This is a genomic window from Pseudomonas sp. R151218B TE3479 (assembly GCF_053629195.1).
This window is the reverse complement of sequence record NZ_JBRJHV010000001.1, coordinates 6,326,372-6,346,981: the sequence shown is the minus strand read 5'-3', so window position 1 is coordinate 6,346,981 and position 20,610 is coordinate 6,326,372. Positions and strand designations below refer to the sequence as shown.

Annotated in this window: 16 protein-coding genes; 10 read left to right on the top strand and 6 right to left on the bottom strand. The window is 62.8% G+C overall.

Features of this window, described 5'->3' with window-relative positions; all coding sequences use genetic code 11:
- Positions 1-3 precede the first annotated feature (3 nt).
- From murD to lpxC, 9 genes are all read left to right on the top strand, one after another.
- Complete coding sequence (gene murD / locus AB7M32_RS27695; RefSeq protein WP_454251987.1) at positions 4-1,350, top strand: UDP-N-acetylmuramoyl-L-alanine--D-glutamate ligase; 1,347 nt, start codon at positions 4-6, stop codon at positions 1,348-1,350.
- Positions 1,347-2,564 (top strand): putative lipid II flippase FtsW, encoded by a 1,218-nt coding sequence (ftsW, locus tag AB7M32_RS27690; RefSeq protein WP_072408884.1) that lies wholly within the window; start codon positions 1,347-1,349, stop codon positions 2,562-2,564. The genes murD and ftsW overlap by 4 nt, the downstream gene beginning before the upstream one ends.
- Entirely contained in the window at positions 2,554-3,624 is a 1,071-nt protein-coding gene (gene murG / locus AB7M32_RS27685; protein ID WP_092473154.1) for an undecaprenyldiphospho-muramoylpentapeptide beta-N-acetylglucosaminyltransferase, read from the top strand. Before ftsW ends, murG begins: the two co-directional genes overlap by 11 nt.
- Positions 3,617-5,077 carry a UDP-N-acetylmuramate--L-alanine ligase gene (gene murC, locus AB7M32_RS27680; RefSeq protein ID WP_060740758.1) on the top strand — a complete coding sequence of 487 codons (1,461 nt, stop codon included), beginning with the start codon at positions 3,617-3,619 and terminating at the stop codon, positions 5,075-5,077. The genes murG and murC overlap by 8 nt, the downstream gene beginning before the upstream one ends.
- Positions 5,074-6,039 (top strand): D-alanine--D-alanine ligase, encoded by a 966-nt coding sequence (locus AB7M32_RS27675; protein ID WP_072408888.1) that lies wholly within the window; start codon positions 5,074-5,076, stop codon positions 6,037-6,039. Before murC ends, AB7M32_RS27675 begins: the two co-directional genes overlap by 4 nt.
- 3 nt (positions 6,040-6,042) lie before the next feature.
- The gene (locus AB7M32_RS27670) at positions 6,043-6,909 is read left to right on the top strand and encodes a cell division protein FtsQ/DivIB (RefSeq protein ID WP_042729561.1); all 867 of its coding nucleotides are present in this window, start codon (positions 6,043-6,045) and stop codon (positions 6,907-6,909) included.
- A gap of 15 nt (positions 6,910-6,924) precedes the next feature.
- Positions 6,925-8,184 carry a cell division protein FtsA gene (gene ftsA / locus AB7M32_RS27665; RefSeq protein WP_003205342.1) on the top strand — a complete coding sequence of 420 codons (1,260 nt, stop codon included), beginning with the start codon at positions 6,925-6,927 and terminating at the stop codon, positions 8,182-8,184.
- Positions 8,185-8,283: 99 nt separating this feature from the next.
- On the top strand, positions 8,284-9,477 hold the full coding sequence (gene ftsZ / locus AB7M32_RS27660; RefSeq protein ID WP_072348503.1) for a cell division protein FtsZ: 1,194 nt from the start codon (positions 8,284-8,286) through the stop codon (positions 9,475-9,477).
- A gap of 112 nt (positions 9,478-9,589) precedes the next feature.
- A complete protein-coding gene (gene lpxC, locus AB7M32_RS27655; RefSeq protein WP_003178240.1) occupies positions 9,590-10,501 on the top strand; it encodes a UDP-3-O-acyl-N-acetylglucosamine deacetylase in 912 nt (303 codons plus the stop codon).
- Between the two features lie 248 nt (positions 10,502-10,749).
- Here the strand turns inward: lpxC and AB7M32_RS27650 are convergent, their stop codons facing one another.
- The 5 genes from AB7M32_RS27650 to AB7M32_RS27630 all read right to left on the bottom strand — a co-directional run bounded on the left by AB7M32_RS27650 (position 10,750) and on the right by AB7M32_RS27630 (position 18,826).
- A complete protein-coding gene (locus AB7M32_RS27650) occupies positions 10,750-12,246 on the bottom strand; it encodes a sensor domain-containing diguanylate cyclase (protein ID WP_454251986.1) in 1,497 nt (498 codons plus the stop codon).
- A 262-nt stretch (positions 12,247-12,508) separates the two neighbouring features.
- The gene (locus AB7M32_RS27645; protein ID WP_454251985.1) at positions 12,509-13,876 is read right to left on the bottom strand and encodes a heavy metal sensor histidine kinase; all 1,368 of its coding nucleotides are present in this window, start codon (positions 13,874-13,876) and stop codon (positions 12,509-12,511) included.
- On the bottom strand, positions 13,863-14,546 hold the full coding sequence (locus tag AB7M32_RS27640) for a heavy metal response regulator transcription factor (protein WP_454251984.1): 684 nt from the start codon (positions 14,544-14,546) through the stop codon (positions 13,863-13,865). The genes AB7M32_RS27645 and AB7M32_RS27640 overlap by 14 nt, the downstream gene beginning before the upstream one ends.
- A 9-nt stretch (positions 14,547-14,555) precedes the next feature.
- The gene (locus AB7M32_RS27635; protein ID WP_454251983.1) at positions 14,556-17,672 is read right to left on the bottom strand and encodes a multidrug efflux RND transporter permease subunit; all 3,117 of its coding nucleotides are present in this window, start codon (positions 17,670-17,672) and stop codon (positions 14,556-14,558) included.
- Positions 17,669-18,826: an efflux RND transporter periplasmic adaptor subunit gene (locus AB7M32_RS27630; protein WP_454251982.1), complete on the bottom strand. Its 1,158-nt coding sequence runs from the start codon at positions 18,824-18,826 to the stop codon at positions 17,669-17,671. The genes AB7M32_RS27635 and AB7M32_RS27630 overlap by 4 nt, the downstream gene beginning before the upstream one ends.
- A gap of 235 nt (positions 18,827-19,061) precedes the next feature.
- Here AB7M32_RS27630 and AB7M32_RS27625 point away from each other — a divergent pair, with 235 nt between their 5' ends.
- Positions 19,062-19,319 (top strand): hypothetical protein, encoded by a 258-nt coding sequence (locus AB7M32_RS27625; protein ID WP_060740765.1) that lies wholly within the window; start codon positions 19,062-19,064, stop codon positions 19,317-19,319.
- 27 nt (positions 19,320-19,346) lie between these two features.
- Here the strand turns inward: AB7M32_RS27625 and AB7M32_RS27620 are convergent, their stop codons facing one another.
- Positions 19,347-20,315 (bottom strand): LysR family transcriptional regulator, encoded by a 969-nt coding sequence (locus AB7M32_RS27620; protein WP_454251981.1) that lies wholly within the window; start codon positions 20,313-20,315, stop codon positions 19,347-19,349.
- Positions 20,316-20,610 lie beyond the last annotated feature (295 nt).

Here is a 20,610-nt window from a genome sequence, read left to right as displayed (position 1 = left end):
CGAGTGTCCCTGATCGCTTCTGACCACTTCCGCATCGTTGTCGGCCTCGGCAAGAGCGGCATGTCCCTGGTTCGCTTCCTGGCGAACCGGGGCGTGTCGTTTGCCGTGGCCGATACGCGGGAAAATCCGCCTGAGCTGGCCACGCTGCGCCGTGACTATCCCCAGGTGGACGTGCGTTGTGGCGAGCTGGACGTCGAGTTCCTGTGCCGCGCCGATGAGCTCTACGTGAGCCCTGGCCTGGCCCTGGCGACTCCGGCCCTGCAGGCGGCGGCTGCCCGTGGTGTGAAATTGTCCGGCGATATCGAGTTGTTCGCGCGTAACGCCAAGGCGCCGATCATTGCCATCAGCGGTTCGAACGCCAAGAGCACCGTCACCACCCTGGTGGGCGAGATGGCCGCGGCGGCCGGCAAGCGCGTCGCCGTTGGGGGCAACCTCGGTACACCGGCCCTGGACCTGCTCAGCGACGACGTCGAGTTGTACGTGATGGAGCTGTCGAGCTTCCAGCTGGAGACCACCGACCACCTGGGCGCCGAAGTGGCCACCGTGCTCAACGTCAGCGAAGACCACATGGACCGTTACAGCGGCCTGCCGGCGTATCACCTGGCCAAGCACCGGATCTTCCGTGGGGCCCGGCAAGTGGTGTTCAACCGCCAGGATGCCTTGACCCGTCCGTTGCTGGGCGAGGGCATGCCGTGCTGGTCCTTCGGCCTGGGCGTTCCGGATTTCAAAGGCTTCGGCTTGCGTGAAGAGAATGGCGAGAAATACCTGGCCTTCGAATTCCAGAACCTGATGCCGGTGCGCGAACTGAAGATTCGTGGCGCCCATAACCAGGCCAATGCCCTGGCCGCGTTGGCCCTGGGACATGCGGTCGGCCTGCCGTTCGACGCCATGCTGTCGGCCCTGCGCACGTTTGCCGGTCTCGAGCACCGCTGCCAGTGGGTGCGCGACCTCGATGGCGTGGCCTGGTACAACGACTCCAAGGCTACCAACGTCGGTGCCGCGCTGGCGGCCATCGAAGGGCTGGGGACGGACATCGAAGGCAAGCTCGTGCTGATCGCCGGCGGCGATGGCAAGGGCGCCGACTTCAAGGACCTGCGTGACCCCGTGGCAGCCAACTGCCGTGCCGTGGTGCTGATGGGCCGCGACCGCGAATTGATCGCCCAGGCCCTGGGCGATGCCGTGCCTCTGGTTCGCGTCGGTTCGCTGGACGAGGCGGTGCAGCAATGCCGCGCTCTCGCGCAACCGGGCGACGCGGTGCTGCTGTCACCGGCCTGCGCCAGTTTTGACATGTTCAAGAACTACGAAGAACGCGGGCACCTGTTCGCCCGGGCTGCGGAGGACTTGGCATGAGCCTGATGAATATCATCAAACCGTACCCGTCGCCGTTGATCACCGGGCGCGGCATCGACCTGGATTTCCCGATGCTCGCTGGTTGCCTGGCATTGCTGGGCCTGGGCCTGGTGATGATCACCTCCGCGTCGTCGGAAGTGGCGGCCGTGCAGTCGGGCAACACCCTTTATCACATGATTCGCCACCTCATCTACCTGGTGATCGGCCTGGGCGCGTGCATCGTCACCATGATGGTGCCGATCGCCACCTGGCAGCGCCTGGGCTGGATGATGCTGCTCGGGGCCTTCGGCCTGTTGGTGATGGTGCTGTTGCCGGGCATTGGCCGCGAGGTCAACGGTTCCATGCGTTGGATCGGCTTCAGTTTCTTCAACGTTCAGCCTTCGGAGATCGCCAAGGTCTTCGTGGTGATCTACCTCGCCGGTTACCTGGTGCGTCGCCAGAAGGAAGTGCGCGAGAGCTGGATGGGTTTCTTCAAGCCATTCATCGTGTTGCTGCCCATGGCGGGCCTGCTGCTGATGGAGCCGGACTTCGGCGCCACGGTGGTGATGATGGGCGCGGCGGCGGCGATGCTATTCCTGGGTGGCGTCGGGCTGTTCCGTTTCACCTTGATGGTCGTGCTGGCGGTGGCGGCGGTGACGGTGCTGGTGCAGGCGCAACCGTATCGGATGGCGCGCCTGATCACCTTTACCGACCCGTGGGCCGACCAGTTCGGTTCCGGCTATCAATTGACCCAGGCACTGATTGCCTTCGGTCGCGGCGAATGGTTGGGCGTGGGCCTGGGCAACAGCGTGCAGAAGCAGTTCTACCTGCCGGAAGCCCACACCGACTTCGTGTTCTCGGTCCTGGCCGAGGAACTGGGCGTCGTCGGCTCCCTGTGCACCGTCGCCCTGTTCGTCTTCGTCTGTGTGCGCGGCATGTACATCGGCTTGTGGGCCGAGAAGGCCAAGCAGTTTTTCGCCGCTTACGTGGCGTATGGCTTGTCGTTCCTGTGGATCGGCCAGTTCCTGATCAACATCGGTGTGAACGTCGGGCTGTTGCCGACCAAGGGTCTGACGCTGCCGTTCCTCAGTTATGGCGGCAGTTCCCTGGTGATCTGCTGCGCCTGCCTTGGTTTGTTGCTGCGCATCGAATGGGAGAGCCGAACCCACCTGGGCAGCGAAGAGATGGAATTCCAGGAGAGCGACTTCGCCGAGGAGCCGACTCATGGGCGCTAACGTGCTGATCATGGCGGGCGGTACCGGCGGGCACGTGTTCCCGGCGCTGGCCTGTGCCCGGGAGTTCCAGGCGCGGGGCTACACCGTGCACTGGCTGGGTACGCCGCGAGGGATCGAGAACGAACTGGTGCCTGGCGCCGGCCTCGAACTGCACCGGATCGACGCCAGCGGCCTGCGGGGCAAGGGCAAGTTGTCGTTGCTCAAGGCGCCGCTGATGCTGCTCAAGTCGATCTGGCAGGCGCGAGCGATCATTCGTCGGTTGCGCCCAGTGTGCGTGGTCGGGTTCGGTGGTTATGTGACCGGTCCTGGCGGGGTTGCGGCAAAACTGGCCGGTGTGCCGGTGATCGTTCACGAGCAGAACGCCGTGGCCGGTACCGCCAATCGGTTACTGGTGCCGTTGGCCGCCCGGGTCTGTGAAGCCTTTCCCGACACCTTTACCCTGTCGGGCAGCCGCCGTACCACCGGTAATCCGGTGCGTACCGAGCTGTTCCTGGAGACACCGCGCCCGGCCCTGGCTGGACGCAAGGCGCGTTTGCTGATCCTGGGCGGAAGCCTGGGGGCGGAACCGTTGAACAAATTGCTGCCCGAAGCCTTGTCGCTGGTCGCTCCCGACCTGCGGCCGGAAGTGTTTCACCAGGCTGGCAAAAACCACGATGAAGTGACCGCCGAGCGCTATCGCGCCGCCGGCGTCGAGGCGCAAGTACAGCCTTTCATCAAAGACATGGCCCAAGCCTATGGCTGGGCCGACCTGGTGGTTTGCCGCGCAGGCGCGCTGACCATCAGTGAACTGGCTGCCGCCGGTCTGCCCTCGATGCTGGTGCCTTTGCCCCACGCCATCGACGATCACCAGACCCGTAACGCCGATTATTTGGCCCGTGAAGGCGCTGCCTTCCTGATGCCGCAAAGAACGACTGGCGCCGCGGATCTCGCCGCCCGCCTGACAGAGGTTTTGATGCAGCCGCAACGACTTGAAGACATGGCCCGCGCCGCCCGCCGCCTGGCCAAACCCGATGCCACGGCCCAAGTGGTCGATACCTGCCTGGAGGTGGCCCATGGTTGAGAATCGCAAAGCCATGCCGCAACCGGAAATGCGCCGTATCCGCCGCATCCACTTCGTCGGTATCGGCGGCGTGGGCATGTGCGGGATCGCCGAGGTGTTGCTGAACCTGGGTTACCAGGTCTCGGGTTCCGACCTGAAAGCTTCCCCGGTCACCGAGCGCCTGGAGTCCTTCGGTGCGCAGATCTTTATCGGTCACCGTGCCGAGAACGCCGCCGATGCTGACGTGCTGGTGGTTTCCAGCGCCGTGAACACTTCCAACCCGGAAGTCGCCACCGCCCTGGAGCGCCGTATTCCGGTGGTGCCACGGGCTGAGATGCTCGCCGAGCTGATGCGCTATCGCCATGGCATCGCCGTCGCCGGTACCCACGGCAAAACCACCACCACCAGCCTGATCGCCTCGGTGTTCGCGGCCGGTGGCCTGGACCCGACGTTCGTGATCGGTGGTCGTCTGAATGCCGCGGGCACCAATGCCCAGTTGGGCACCAGCCGCTACCTGATCGCCGAAGCCGACGAGAGCGATGCGAGCTTCCTGCATCTGCAACCGCTGGTGGCCGTGGTGACCAACATCGACGCCGACCACATGGCGACCTACGACGGTGACTTCAACAAACTGAAGAAAACCTTCGTCGAGTTCCTGCACAACCTGCCGTTCTACGGTCTGGCCGTGGTGTGCCTGGACGACCCGGTGGTGCGTGAAATCCTGCCGCTGATCAAGCGTCCGACCGTGACCTACGGCTTTGGCGAAGACGCCGACGTGCGCGCCATCAACGTGCGTCAGCAAGGCATGCAGACGTTCTTCACCGTCTTGCGCCCTGATCGCGAGCCGTTGGACGTGTCGGTGAACATGCCCGGCAACCACAACGTGCTCAATTCCTTGGCCACCATCTGCATCGCCACCGACGAAGGCGTCAGCGATGAAGCCATCGTCCAGGGCCTGTCCGGGTTCCAGGGCGTAGGTCGACGCTTCCAGGTCTATGGCGAACTGCCGGTGGACGGCGGCAACGTGATGCTGGTGGACGACTATGGCCATCATCCGACCGAAGTCGCGGCGGTGATCAAGGCCGTGCGCGGTGGCTGGCCGGAGCGGCGCCTGGTGATGGTCTACCAGCCGCACCGCTATAGCCGTACCCGAGACCTGTATGACGATTTCGTCCAGGTGCTGGCCGACGCCAACGTGCTGCTGTTGATGGAAGTCTACCCGGCCGGTGAAGAACCGATCCCCGGGGCCGACAGCCGCCAGCTGTGCCACAGCATTCGTCAGCGCGGCCAGTTGGACCCGATCTACATCGAACGTGGCGTAGACCTGGCGCCGCTGGTCAAGCCGTTGCTGCGCGCCGGCGACATCCTGCTGTGCCAAGGGGCCGGTGACATCGGTGGCCTGGCCCCGAAACTGTTGAAAAGTCCGTTATTCGCCGGAGCAATCGTGGCCTCCAGCGAGGGGAAATTGAAATGACTGCTGCCTACGCCAACCTGGTCTCGACCCTCGATCCGAAAGCCTTCGGCCGCGTGGCCGTGCTGTTCGGTGGCAAGAGCGCCGAGCGCGAGGTATCCCTCAAGTCCGGCAACGCCGTGCTGCAAGCCTTGCAAAGCGCCGGCGTCGACGCCTTCGGCATCGACGTGGGCGACGATTTCCTGCAGCGCCTGCTGAGCGAAAAGATCGATCGCGCGTTCATCATCCTCCATGGTCGCGGCGGCGAAGACGGCAGCATGCAAGGCCTGCTCGAATGCCTGGGGATCCCCTACACCGGCAGCGGCATCCTGGCATCCGCCCTGGCGATGGACAAACTGCGCACCAAGCAGGTCTGGCACAGCCTCGGTATTCCGACGCCGCGTCACGCTGTGCTGGCGTCCGAGGCCGATTGTATTTCGGCGGCCACGGAACTGGGCTTCCCTTTGATCGTCAAACCGGCCCATGAAGGTTCAAGTATCGGCATGGCGAAAGTGAATTCGCTGCCTGAGTTGACCGCGGCATGGAAGGACGCCAGTTCCTACGATTCGCAAGTGTTGGTCGAACAATGGATCACCGGTCCCGAGTTCACCATCGCCACCCTGCGTGACCAGGTGTTGCCCCCGATTGCGCTGGGTACGCCCCACACGTTCTACGACTACGACGCCAAGTACATCGCCAACGATACCCAGTACCGCATTCCCTGCGGGCTGGATGCTGCCAAGGAAAAAGAACTGATGGACCTCACGGCCAAGGCCTGTGAGGCGCTGGGCATCGCCGGTTGGGGCCGGGCAGACGTGATGCAGGACGCCGATGGGCAGTTCTGGTTCCTGGAAGTCAACACCGCTCCAGGCATGACCGATCACAGCCTGGTACCGATGGCGGCCCGCGCCGCCGGTCTGGATTTCCAGCAACTGGTGCTGTCGATCCTGGCGGCCAGTGTCGGCACTCAAGAGCCAAGAGGTTAAGCCATGCAAGGCGCATCGCTTCGTCATCAGCCATCCGCACCCGGTCGCAAGCCGGTGCCGCGGGGTGCCAGCCGAATGGTGGCCAAAGAGCCGATGTCGGCGCGCTTGCCGAAAGCCAATTTTGGTTTCCTCAAGAGCCTGTTCTGGCCGGTGCTGCTGGTGGCGTTGGGGTTCGGCACCTATGAAGGCGCGCAACGGTTGCTGCCTTATGCCGACCGACCGATCGCCCGGATCAACGTCCAGGGCGACCTGAGCTACATCAGCCAGCAGGCCGTGCAGCAGCGGATCGCCCCGTTCGTCGCGTCGAGTTTCTTCACCATCGACCTGGCGGGCATGCGCACGGAGCTGGAGCAGATGCCCTGGATCGCTCACGCCGAAGTCCGGCGGGTGTGGCCCGACCAGGTGTCGATTCGCCTGGAAGAGCAATTGCCGGTGGCCCGTTGGGGCGACGAGTCGCTGTTGAACAACCAGGGCCAAGCGTTTACGCCGCGAGAACTGGCCAACTATGAACATTTACCACAACTGTTCGGTCCACAGCGGGCCCAGCAGCAAGTGATGCAGCAATACCAGGTGTTGAGCCAGATGTTGCGGCCGTTGGGCTTCTCCATCGCACGCCTGGAATTGCGTGAGCGCGGCAGTTGGTTCCTGACCACTGGCGCGGGCAGCTCGGGGCCGGGCATCGAGCTGTTGCTCGGGCGCGGCAACCTGGTGGAAAAGATGCGCCGCTTCATCGCCATCTATGACAAGACGCTCAAAGAACAGATTACGAACATTGCGCGCATCGATCTGCGCTACGCCAACGGCCTGGCCGTTGGCTGGCGGGAACCTGTAGCGCCGACGACGGCCGAACCCGCCGTCGCGAAGAATTAAGAAGAGGCAGGACCCATGGCAAACGTGCAAAGCGGGAAAATGATCGTCGGTCTCGATATCGGCACTTCCAAGGTGGTGGCGCTGGTAGGCGAAGTCGCGGACGACGGCACGCTGGTCATCGTCGGGATCGGTACACACCCGTCCCGCGGCTTGAAAAAAGGCGTGGTGGTGAACATCGAGTCCACTGTGCAATCGATCCAGCGCGCCATCGAAGAGGCGCAGCTGATGGCCGGTTGCCGGATCCACTCGGCGTTTGTCGGCGTGGCGGGCAATCACATCCGCAGCCTGAACTCCCACGGCATCGTGGCGATTCGTGATCGCGAAGTCAGCTCCGCGGACCTTGAGCGCGTACTCGACGCGGCCCAGGCCGTGGCGATCCCGGCCGACCAGCGTGTGCTGCACACCCTGCCGCAGGATTACGTGATCGATAACCAGGAAGGCGTACGTGAACCCCTGGGCATGTCCGGCGTGCGCCTGGAAGCCAAGGTCCACGTGGTGACCTGTGCGGTGAACGCCGCGCAGAACATCGAGAAATGCGTGCGTCGCTGCGGCCTGGAAATCGACGACATCATCCTCGAGCAACTGGCCTCGGCCTACTCGGTGCTCACCGACGACGAGAAAGAACTGGGCGTATGCCTGGTGGACATCGGCGGCGGCACCACCGACATCGCGATCTTCACTGAAGGCGCGATCCGCCACACGGCCGTGATCCCGATTGCCGGCGACCAGGTGACCAACGACATCGCCATGGCGTTGCGCACCCCGACCCAGTACGCCGAGGAAATCAAGATCCGTTACGCCTGCGCCCTGGCGAAGCTGGCCGGTGCCGGTGAAACCATCAAGGTGCCGAGTGTCGGCGACCGTCCACCGCGCGAACTGTCGCGCCAGGCCCTGGCCGAAGTGGTCGAGCCGCGCTACGACGAGCTGTTCACGCTGATCCAGGCCGAACTGCGTCGCAGCGGCTACGAAGACCTGATCCCGGCCGGCATCGTGCTGACCGGCGGTACGTCGAAGATGGAAGGCGCGGTCGAGCTGGCCGAAGAGATTTTCCACATGCCGGTGCGCCTGGGCGTGCCCCATGGCGTCAAGGGCCTGGATGACGTGGTCCGCAACCCGATCTATTCCACCGGCGTGGGCCTGTTGATGTACGGCCTGCAGAAACAGTCCGACGGGATCTCGTTTTCAGGGATTGGCAGCCGCGACAGCTACAGCAGCGACGAGCCGAAGGCACCGCTGTTCGAGCGGCTCCAGGCTTGGGTCAAGGGCAACTTTTAAACAGTTTCAAAGCTTCACGCGGCAGGTTTCAGGCTTGGCGCTGGAAGACGCAGCAAACGCAGTAGGCGAAAAAAACTAGAGAATGAAAGGAGAGGGAAAATGTTCGAACTCGTAGACAACATCCCCGCTAGCCCGGTTATCAAAGTAATCGGTGTCGGCGGTGGCGGCGGCAACGCTGTCAACCACATGGTCAAGAGCAACATTGAAGGCGTTGAATTCATCTGCGCCAACACTGATGCCCAGGCGCTGAAATCCATCGGCGCGCGGACCATCCTGCAACTGGGCACTGGCGTGACCAAAGGCCTGGGTGCCGGCGCCAACCCTGAGGTCGGTCGTCAGGCCGCTCTCGAAGACCGTGAGCGCATTGCTGAAGTCCTGCAAGGCACCAACATGGTGTTCATCACCACCGGCATGGGCGGCGGCACCGGTACCGGTGCGGCACCAATCATCGCCGAAGTGGCCAAGGAAATGGGGATCCTCACCGTTGCGGTGGTGACCCGTCCGTTCCCTTTCGAAGGCCGCAAGCGTATGCAGATCGCCGACGAAGGTATCCGTCTGCTGTCTGAAAGCGTCGACTCGTTGATCACCATTCCCAACGAGAAGCTGCTGACCATCCTGGGCAAGGACGCAAGCCTGCTGTCGGCTTTCGCTAAGGCTGACGACGTACTGGCCGGTGCCGTTCGCGGTATCTCCGACATCATCAAGCGTCCAGGCATGATCAACGTCGACTTTGCCGACGTACGGACTGTCATGAGCGAAATGGGCATGGCAATGATGGGCACTGGCTGCGCCAGCGGTCCGAACCGTGCTCGCGAGGCCACCGAAGCGGCCATCCGCAACCCGTTGCTCGAAGACGTGAACCTGCAAGGTGCACGCGGCATCCTGGTGAACATCACCGCCGGTCCTGACCTGTCCCTGGGTGAGTACTCCGACGTGGGTAGCATCATCGAAGCCTTCGCTTCCGAGCACGCGATGGTCAAGGTCGGTACCGTTATCGATCCGGACATGCGCGACGAGTTGCACGTGACCGTGGTTGCCACCGGTCTGGGCGCGAAAATCGAGAAGCCTGTGAAGGTCATCGACAACACCGTTCACACCTCCATGGCTTCGCAACCGCAACAACAAGTGGCTGCGCGTCAGGAAGCGCCTGCGGTGAACTACCGTGACCTGGACCGTCCGACCGTCATGCGCAACCAGGCCCAGGCCGGTACTGCGACTGCCGCGAAGATGAATCCGCAAGACGATTTGGATTACCTGGACATCCCGGCTTTCCTGCGTCGTCAGGCCGATTGATGAAATGTATCAGGGGGATACGGGTGATTGGTGTTCAGCAAAGGTCTGGTCTGCTATCATCGCCAGCCTTTGTTGATACCAGTTCGCAATTTGCGCTGAAGCGGCCCATGCCATGATTAAACAACGCACCCTGAAGAATATTATCCGTGCCACAGGTGTCGGCTTGCACTCCGGCGAGAAGGTCTACCTGACCCTCAAGCCCGCGCCTATCGACACCGGCATTGTGTTTTGTCGTGCCGACCTCGACCCTGTGGTGCAGATTCCTGCTCGCGCGGAAAACGTTGGTGAAACCACTATGTCGACCACACTGGTCAACGGTGACACCAAAGTGGATACGGTGGAGCATTTGCTCTCGGCCATGGCTGGCCTGGGCATCGATAACGCCTACGTCGAGCTCTCCGCGTCCGAAGTCCCGATCATGGATGGCAGTGCCGGACCCTTCGTATTCCTGATTCAATCGGCTGGCCTGGAAGAGCAGGACGCAGCCAAGAAGTTCATCCGCATCCTGCGGGAAGTGACAGTGGAAGACGGCGACAAGCGCGCCACTTTCGTCCCTTTCGAAGGTTTCAAGGTGAGCTTCGAGATCGATTTCGATCATCCGGTTTTCCGTGACCGCACCCAGAGTGCAAGCGTGGATTTTTCCAGCACTTCGTTCGTAAAAGAAGTCAGCCGCGCCCGTACCTTTGGTTTCATGAGTGATATCGAGTACCTGCGCAAGCACAACCTCGCACTCGGCGGCAGTGTTGAAAACGCGATCGTGGTCGATTCCGATGGTGTCTTGAACGAAGACGGTCTTCGTTATGAAGACGAATTCGTCAAGCACAAGATCCTCGATGCAATCGGCGACCTCTACCTGCTGGGCAATAGCCTGATTGGTGAGTTCAAGGGCTTCAAGTCCGGCCACGCACTGAACAACCAGTTGCTGCGCAAGTTGATTGAGCAGAAAGATGCTTGGGAAGTCGTGACGTTCGAAGACGCCAGCACCGCACCAATCTCTTACATGCGCCCTGTCGCGGCTGTGTAAGCAAAAAACCTCTCTAGTTTTTAAGGGCTGCCTTTGGGTGGCCTTTTTTTATGGCTGTTTCCTGAGGATCAGCTAAGCCCTGTGGCGAGGGGATTTATCCCCGCTGGGCTGCGAAGCAGCCCCAATGCAGACGACTCAATCAGCCTGGCGCACCGAGTTGCAGTGGGTAGGACTGCTGCGCAGCCCAGCGGGGATAAATCCCCTCGCCACAGAGCGCGCCGTGTCCATAGCCTTTGGGGGTTGCGGTGTTACATTGCGCAGACCACACGGTTGCGTCCGGTGGCCTTGGCCTGGTACAGCGCCTTGTCGGCGGCGAACAAGAGTTGTTCGAGTTCGCCATATGGCCCTTGTGCCCAAGTGGCGATGCCGATACTGACCGTCATGGGCGCTTCCCCCTCGGACACCGGTGGCAGTTGTTCCACCGCGTCGCGAATATGCTGGGCCATGGTGAAGGCGCCAGCGGTGGTGGTTTCCGGCAGCACCACCGAGAACTCCTCACCGCCATAGCGCGCCGCCAGGTCGGCGGGGCGTCGGACATGCTGGCCGATCAATTGCGCCAAGGTGCGCAGGGCCTCGTCACCCTGTTGATGACCATGGCGATCGTTGAACGCCTTGAAATGATCGGCATCGATCATCAGCACAGACAACGGTTGGCCCGAACGTTGGGCGCGCAGCCATTCCTGTTGCAACGTCTCGTCCAGTGTCCGTCGGTTGGCCAGACCCGTGAGGGCGTCGACGGACGCCAGTTGGGCCAATTCCCGTTCAGCTCTGTAACGGCGGCGCAATTCGCGGCGCAGCAGCCAGGTGAGCCAGAGCAAACCGATGCACAGCGCGCCGGTGGCGCCGCTGACCAACAATGCCGTGCGTCGCCATGAGGCGAAGACCTCTTGGGAGGAGAGCGCTACCACGACGATTAATGGCAAGTCGCCCACCTGGGAAAAGGTGTACAGGCGCGGCTTCTGGTCCTGACCGGACACGCTGGTGAAGCTGCCGTTGCCTTCGCGCAGGATGCGCACGAAGTTCGGCCGCTTACTGAAGTCCTTGCCCGTCAGGTCTTCTGCCAAGGGCGGCTCTTGCGCCAATAGAATGCCGTCTCGGCTGACCAAGTTGACTGTGCCGCCATGACCGATGTTCAGGCTCTTGAACAATTGGTTGAAGTAATTCAAACGCATCGCGGCCTCGGCCACGCCCATGAACTCACCCTGGTCGTCGCTCAGTCGATAGCTGAAGCTGATGCGCCAATCTTGCGCGTGACTCCTGGAACGGAACGGGCGACTGATCATCATGCCCAGGCTCGGGTCCTGGACATGGGACTGGAAATACTCCCGGTCGGCGTAATTGCCTTTGCGCGGTTCGACCGAAGCGGAGTCGGCGATGACATCGCCATGCTTGTCGAGCAGCAGGATATCGCCTTTGTAGGGGGCGGCGGTGGCGCGGTCGAACAGCGCCAGATGGCGAATCGTCGGCGAAACGTCTTTCAGGTCGTCGCGTTTGGCGGCGGCGACCAGGCCTTGCAGCGACAGATCGTAGAGTTCCACGTTACGCAGCACATCGGCGTCAATCAATTGCACGATATTGGTCGCCGCACGGGTCGCAGCCTGTTGTGCGGCGGCATGTTCGCGGATCAACAGAAACGTCACGATGCTCAGGATGGCAATGACAACCAGCGAGCTGGCCAGTACGAGTACCCGTTCCGAACGTCTCGAAAGCGGGGTGTTGCCGGGTGTCGCACTGCGCGCGCTCATGGTTCCGATGTCTGCATTGTCATGTGGCTGGGATCCGTCCCAAAGGATTGCAAACCGGCAATGACCCAGATGCTGGCCTTTTGCTGATTGTGCTTGGATCAATGAGAGCGGGCAATCAGTGTTTGCGCAATTACCCGGTAATTAATGAAAGCTGGGGGGCGCGTTCGGACGGTATTCGGATTTTGCTACAGTTGGCTTTCGCCCAGCATTCATTGGCCTGGAAAGATCTGATGATGCGTACGAACCTATGGCGGGAGGGGCGTCAGGCTGGCAAGCGGATCCCGAACGTGTTGGCACCCTGGTCGCTGTGCACAAACACATCGCCACCATGCATCAGTGCAATGGCCTTGACGATGGCCAGCCCCAGCCCATGGTTGGCGCCACTGTTGCTGCGCGAGGCATCGACGCGATAGAACCGTTCGAACAGGCGTGGCAGATGCTCGCCAGCGATCGGTTCGCCGGGGTTGGTGACGGCAAGGGTGATCTGGTCGCCAAGGGCTTCGATGTGCACGTCGATCACTTGCCCGGGCGCGGTGTGCTGCACGGCGTTGCTGAGCAGGTTGATCAGCGCCCGCCGCAGGTGAGCGATCTCGATGTTGGCCTGTGCGTCGCCGCTGACCCGGACCTGGACCTGGGCATCCTCCAGAATGAAGTCCAGGTAATCAAGGGTGGTCGCCACTTCGCCGGCCAGGGATGCGCTGGTCAACTTGGTGGCCTTGCTGCCCTGGTCGGCACTGGCCAGGAACAGCATGTCGTTGATGATCGAGCGCAGCCGCTCCAACTCCTCGAGATTCGATTGCAACACTTCGAAGTAATGTTCAGCCGAACGCCCACGGGTCAGCGCCACCTGGGTCTGGCCGATCAGGTTGGTCAGGGGCGAGCGTAATTCATGGGCGACGTCGGCGTTGAACGACTCCAGCCGCGAGTAAGCCTGTTCGACCCGGTCCAGGGTGGCGTTGAACGAACTGACGAACTGGCTCAGCTCCGGCGGCAAGGGCGACAGTTGCAAGCGCCCGGACAGGCGGGGTGGGGCCAGGCGCCGGGCTTCCTCGGACAGCTTGATCAGCGGTTTGAGACCGATGCGTGCGACCCAGTAGCCCAGCAACGAGGCCAGGAGCACGCCGACAATCGCCAGGCTCACCAGCGCCACCAACAGGCGATGCTGGGTCTGGTAGAAGGTTTCGGTGTCGATGCCGATCATGAAGCGCAGCGGCGGGCGTTGGTCCTTGGCTGGGAATTGGCTCACCAGCACTTTCATCGGGTAATGACGATGGGGCAACGTCAGGTCGCGTTTACCCAGCGGGCCTTGGGCAAAGGTGCGGATCTGCGCATCGGGATCGCCGTATTCAAAGCGCGGATCGTCGCTGACGATCCAAAAATGGATGCGCTTGTCTTCTTCGCCAAGCAATCGCAGCTTGTTGTTGATCTTCACCCAGTGTTCAGGCGTGCCGTAGCGGCCGACGGTGGACTCCAGGACACTGTAGCGGGCATCGAGCTCGGCTTCGGGCAACAGGCCCAGGCCCTTGCCGACCTGTTGGTACAAACCGCCCCCGATCAACAGGAACACCAGCGCCGCCACCAGGGTGAACATGGCGCTCAAGCGCAGGGCGATGCTGTCAGGGACGCTCATCGCTGCGACTCTCCAGCACATAACCCATGCCGCGAATGGTGTGCAGCAACTTCTGTTCGAATGGCCCGTCGAGCTTGGCCCGCAAGCGTTTGATCGCCACTTCCACCACGTTGGCGTCACTGTCGAAGTTGATGTCCCAGACCATTTCGGCAATGGCGGTTTTCGAAAGGATTTCGCCCTGGCGGCGAGCCAGAACGCTGAGCAGGGAGAACTCCTTGGCGGTCAGGTCCAGGCGCTGGCCGGCGCGGGTGGCCTTGCGGCTGATCAGGTCGATCCACAGGTCGGCGATGCTCACCTGCACTGGTTCATGGCCACCGCTGCGGCGGGTCAGGGCTTGCAGGCGGGCCACCAGCTCGAGGAACGAGAAGGGCTTGCCCAAGTAGTCATCGGCCCCGTCGCGCAAGCCCCTGATGCGGTCCTCGACCCGTTCCCGGGCGGTGAGCATGATCACCGGTGTCTGCTTGCGGGCGCGCAAGGCCCGCAGTACGCCGAAGCCGTCCAGGCCCGGCAGCATCACGTCGAGCACGATCACCGCATAGTCGGTTTCCAGGGCCAGGTGCAGCCCTTCGATGCCGTCCGGCGCCACGTCCACGGTGTAGCCCTGTTCGGTCAGGCCGCGGTGCAGGTAGTCCGCGGTTTTTTCTTCGTCTTCGATGATCAGAACGCGCATGGCCCCGCCTCAGTGGTCTGTGCTCGCCAGCGCCGCCGTCGGCGCCGACCCTGGCTGCTGGGCGGGCCGATGGAACACTCGCTCGAGCCACAAGTATATGACCGGTGTCGTGAACAGCGTCAGCGCCTGGCTCACCAACAGGCCGCCCACCACCGCGATGCCCAGGGGCTGACGCAGTTCCGCGCCGGGGCCATAGCCGAGCATCAGCGGCAGGGCACCGAGCAGGGCCGCCAGGGTGGTCATCATGATCGGGCGGAAGCGTGTCAGGCATGCCTGGAAAATCGCCTCCTGGGGGGCTAGCCCTTTGTTGCGCTGGGCGTCGAGGGCGAAGTCGATCATCAGGATGCCGTTCTTCTTGACGATCCCGATCAGCAGCACCAGTCCGATCAGGGCCATGATCGAAAAGTCCTGGCCCAGCAGCCAGAGCATGATCAGCGCGCCGAGGCCGGCCGAGGGCAGGGTGGAGATGATCGTCAACGGGTGCACGAAACTCTCGTAGAGCACGCCGAGAATGATGTACACGGCCACCAGCGCAGCGAGGATCAGCCACGGCTGGCTTGCCAGCGAGCTTTGGAAGGCCTGGGCCGCGCCCTGGAAATTACCGGTGATGGCGGCCGGCATGCCGATTTCGTTCTTCGCCTGGTCGAGCAGGCGCACCGCGTCTCCCAGGGCCACGCCAGGCGCCAGGTTGAACGACAGGTTGGCGGCCGGGAACATGCCGTCGTGGGCAATCGACAGCGGGCCGTTGCTCGGCGCATCGAAGCGGGCCAGGGCCGAGAGCGGCACCATTTCCCCACTCAGGGGCGAACGCAGGTAGAAATACGCCAGGCTTTCGGCCTTGCCCCGCTGCGCGGTATCGAGCTCCAGGATCACGTTGTACTGGTTGGTCTCGGTCTGGAATTCATTGATCTGCCGCTGGCCGAAGGCGTCGTACAGGGCCTGGTCGACATCGGTGGCGGTGAGGCCGAAGCGCGCCGCCGCGCTGCGGTCGATGTTGATGTGGGTGATGCTGCCGCCCAGTTGCAGGTCGTTGGAAATGTCACGGAACGCCGGGTTGCCGCGCAGCTTGTCGGTGAGTTTTTGCGTCCAGGCGTTGAGGCTCGGCCCGTCATTGCTTTTGAGCACGTACTGATACTGGGCGCGGCTGGGACCGGAGCTGAGGTTGATGTCCTGTCCGGCCCTGAGGTACAGCACCACGCCGGGGATTTTCAGCAATTGCGGGCGGATCCGGTCGATGAAGCCGCTGGCCGACACGTCACGCTCGCCCCGGGGCTTGAGGGCGATCCAGAAACGGCCGTTGGCGATGGTCTGGTTGTTGCCCGAGACACCGACGGAGTGGGAGAAGGTCTGTACCGCCGGGTCGGCGGCGACGATGTCGGCCAGGGCCTTGTGCTTGGCCACCATGTCCGGGAACGACACATCGGCGGCGGCTTCGCTGGTGCCCAGCACCAGGCCGGTGTCCTGTACCGGGAAGAAGCCCTTGGGAATGAACACATAGCCCACCACCGCCAGTGACAGGGTCAGGCCGAACACGCCGATCATCAGTTTCTGATGGGCCAGGGCCTTGCGCAGGCCCCGCTCATACCCGCCCAGCAGGCGTTCGCCGAACCCCGCCTTGCCATGGGCGTGATGGACCGGGGCGCGCATGAACAACGCGGCCAGGGTCGGCGCCAACGTGAGGGACACCACCACCGAGATCAGGATGGTCGAGGTGGCGGTCAGGGCGAACTCCTTGAACAGGCGCCCGACCACGCCGCCCATGAATAGCAGCGGAATGAACGCGGCGATCAGCGAGAAGCTGATGGAGACCACGGTAAAGCCGATTTCGCCGGCCCCCTTGATCGCCGCCTCGCGCATGTCGTCGCCGGCCTCCAGGTGTCGGTGGATGTTCTCCACCACCACGATCGCATCGTCCACCACGAACCCTACCGAGATGACGATCGCCACCAGGGTCAGGTTGTTCAGGCTGAAACCCATCACGTACATCAGGGCGAAACTGGCGGTCAGCGACACCCCCAGCACCGCCGAGACGATCAGGGTCGCCGAGAGCTGGCGCAGGAACAACGCCATCACCGCCACCACCAGCAGCACCGCGATCAGCAAGGTGATTTCCACTTCGTGCAGCGAGGCGCGGATGGTCTGGGTGCGGTCGATCAGCACCTTGACCTGCACCGCGGCGGGCAACATGGCTTGCAGGGTAGGCAGGGCCGCCTGGATGCGGTCGACGGTCTCGACGATATTGGCCCCCGGTTGCCGGAAGATCACCAGGTTGACCCCGGGCTCGTTGTCGGCCCAGGCCTGGACGTAGGCGTTTTCCGAGCCGTTGACCACCTTGGCGATGTCCTTGAGGTGGACCGGTGCCCCGTCCCGGTAGGACACGATCAGCTCTCCGTACTCCGCGGGCTTGAACAACTGGTCGTTGGTGGACAGGGTGGAAATGCTCGACTCACCGTACAAGGCGCCCTTGGCCAGGTTGAGGCTGGCCTGTTGGAGCGCCAGGCGAATGTCCGCCAGGGTCAGGCCGATGGCGGCGAGCCGGTCGGCCGAGGCCTGGACCCGGATCGCCGGACGTTGCTGGCCGGTGATGTAGATTTGTCCTACGCCATCGATCTGGCTGATTTGACGGGAGAGCAGGGTTTCGACGTAGTCGCTCAGTTCGGTGCCAGGCATCAGCGTGGAACTGATGCTGAGGATCAGCACCGGGCTGTCGGCGGGGTTGACCTTGCGCCAGGTCGGCAGGTTCGGCATGTCGTTGGGCAGTTTGCCGGCGGCGGTGTTGATCGCCGCCTGCACTTCCTGGGCGGCGGTGTCGATGCTTTTATCGAGGCTGAATTGCAGGATCAGGTTGGTGGAGCCCAGGGCGCTGCTGGAGGTCATCTGGGTAATGCCGGGAATGGCACTGAATTGCACTTCCAGTGGCGTCGCCACCGACGACGCCATGGTTTCGGGGCTGGCCCCGGGCAACTGGGCGTTGACCTGGATAGTCGGGAATTCCGCCTCCGGCAAGGGCGCGACGGGCAGGCGAGGAAACGCGATCACCCCCAGCAGCAACAGGGCGAACGTCAGCAGTACCGTGGCGATGGGGTGGTCGATGCACCACGCCGAAACCGAACCGCGCCCCTTCATGGCTGCGGCTCCGCGGTCTTGGCCAGGGCGGGTGGATCGCTGAGCACCTGGATGTGGCTGCCCGGCTTGAGCCGCGACTGGCCGTCGCTCACCAGTTGGTCGCCGGCGTTCACCCCCTTGATGATGTGCAGGTCGCTGTCCTGGTAAACCATCTCCACCGGCACGCTCTCGACCTTGTCGCCCTTTATGCGGTACACGAAGTGTTGCTCCAGGCCGCGCTGGACCACGGTAGGCGGTACCACCAGGGCGTCCTTGTCGATGGCGGTCTGGATTTTCAGTGTCACCAGTTGCCCCGGCCACAGCCGTTGCGCGGCGTTGTTGAATTCAGCCTTGGCCCGCAGGGTTCCGGTGTTGGCGTTGATCTGGTTGTCGATGAGGCTCAGGCGCCCCTCGCCGAGCAGTTCCCCGGTGGCGCCATCGGCGCCGATATAGGCCTTGACCAAGGCTTGCTCGGGGGCGGCGATCAACCGTTGCAAGGTGGGCAGCATTTGCTGGGGCAGGGAGAACTCCACGGCGATGGGGTCGATCTGCGTCACCGTGAACAGGCCTTCGGCGTCGCTGGTGCGCAGGAAGTTGCCTTCGTCCACATTGCGAATGCCGACGCGACCGCTCACCGGGGAGCGGATCTGGGTGTAGGACAGTTGCACCTGTGCCGAGTCGATAGCCGCCTGGTTGCCCTGGGCGGTCGCCTTGAGCTGGTTGACCAGCGCCTGTTGCTGGTCGTAGGTCTGCTTCGAGACGCCGTCATCGACGCTCAGCAATTTGTAGCGCTTGAGATTGACCTGGGCCACCGCCAGCTGTGCCTGGCTTTCGCCGAGCTGGGCCCGGGCCTGGTCGAGGCTGGCGCGGATCGAGCGGTCGTCGATGGTCGCCAGCAGGTCACCCTTCTTGACCAGTTGCCCTTCCTTGACCAGCAGCCGGGTGAGGATGCCGTCGGTCTGCGGGCGGATCACCACGCTGTGCAGCGACAGCACCGTGCCGATGCCGCTGGCAAAGCGTGGTACATCCTTTTGCATCACGCTGACGGCCCGTACCGGAACGGCGGCGGGAGCGCCGGGCCTGGCGGTCACAGGCTTGAGCACAAACCAGAGGGCGAGGGCCGCCAGGGCGATCAACAGCACGACAATCAGGACAGTTTTTTTCTGGATGCGCATGGATATGAAGGGCCGGTTCGAGACGCAAGAGTTTGAGCTTTCTTATATAGCGTTGCGAGCCGGTCAGGAAGGTGACGGCTAACTGACGGGCTTGTCAGCTTTGTCCCGGCTTGCTGTCGGATGAATGCATATACCGGATGAAACTGCCAGCGTGCGGTGATATCGGGCAGGTATACTGCCGCCTTTCGCGGCTCGCCCTTCGGGCCCGACTTGCATGCATGACCCGGAGCCTTACATGACTTCCCCGACACCTTCGCCCGCGGACGATCTCCCCGGCGGCGAACAGGCCGATTTGCCCGTCAGCGATGTTTCCAGCAGCGAGGACATCAAGGCGGCGATCCCTGCTTTCAAATTCCCGTTCAAACCCGGTGAGCTGGCGGCGGCCAAGGGCGCCGGGCAACAGCCGTGGTACAAGAACGGCGCGAAGAATGGCCATACCAAGACCCCGGGCGCGGCGCCTCCCGGCACGCGGCGTTCCATGGGCAAGCGCTGAATTGCACCTTCAAGCACGGGGACGACTTCAGCTCGTGACCCGTGCGCCTGCCAGGCTGCCACTCAATTCGTAAGCCGTCAGCTCAGCCTGGTGCGCCGCGAGGATTTCCGGCAACGAGCCGCGCAGGTACTCGACCCAGGTCTTGATCTTCGCATCCAGGTATTGGCGCGACGGGTAGATGGCGTAGAGGTTCAGTTCCTGGGAGCGGTAGTTGGGCATGACCCGCACCAGCGTGCCGTTGCGCAAGCCTTCGATGGCCGCATACACCGGCAATACCCCCACGCCCATGCCGCTGGTGATCGCGGTTTTCATCGCATCGGCGGAGTTCACCAGGAACGGTGAGCTGTTGATGGTGACCATCTCTTGGCCTTCCGGGCCGTCGAACACCCATTTTTCCAGCGGGATGACCGGGCTGACCAGGCGCAGGCAAGCGTGGTTGAGCAGGTCGCTGGGTTTTTGCGGGCAGCCGCTGGCTTTCACGTAGGCGGGCGAGGCGCAAACAATGCTGTAGGTGATCCCCAGGCGCTGAGAGACGAAGCCCGAATCCGGCAGTTCGCTGGCGAGCACGATGGAGACGTCGTAGCCCTCGTCTAGGATGTCCGGTACCCGGTTGGCCAGGGTCAGGTCGAAGGTCACGTCTGGATGCGTCTTGCGGTAACGGGCGATGGCGTCGATCACGAAATGCTGGCCGATGCCGGTCATGGTGTGGACCTTCAACTGCCCGGCCGGTCGCGCATGGGCGTCGCTGGCCTCGGCTTCCGCTTCTTCGACGTAAGCCAGGATCTGCTCGCAACGCAGCAAGTAGCGTTTACCCGCCTCGGTCAGGGCAATGCGCCGTGTGGTGCGGTTGAGCAGGCGGGTTTGCAGGTGGGCTTCCAGGTTGGAAACCGCGCGCGAGACGTTGGCTGTGGTGGTATCCATCTGCGCGGCGGCGGCGGTGAAACTGCCGGCTTCGGCCACACAGCTGAACGCGCGCATGTTTTGCAAGGTGTCCATGGAGGGCTCTCTTGGGAGGTGGCAAATTGTGACATGAAGTTACAGAGATGCGGGACCCGACTAATGGATTATCGCGTTAACGGTAACAAAGATTCGCAGAAAGGTCGGCTTATCGCCGGAGAGGGCGATGCCTAGAATTGCCGCCACAGCAGGAGCGGGCCTTGGTGGGTACCTGTGGGAGCGAGCTTGCTCGCGATGAGGTCATCACATTCAACATTTGAAGTGAATGTCTGGACGCCATCGCGAGCAAGCTCGCTCCCACAAGTTTGCATTAACAGGCAGCCATCCTCGTCGT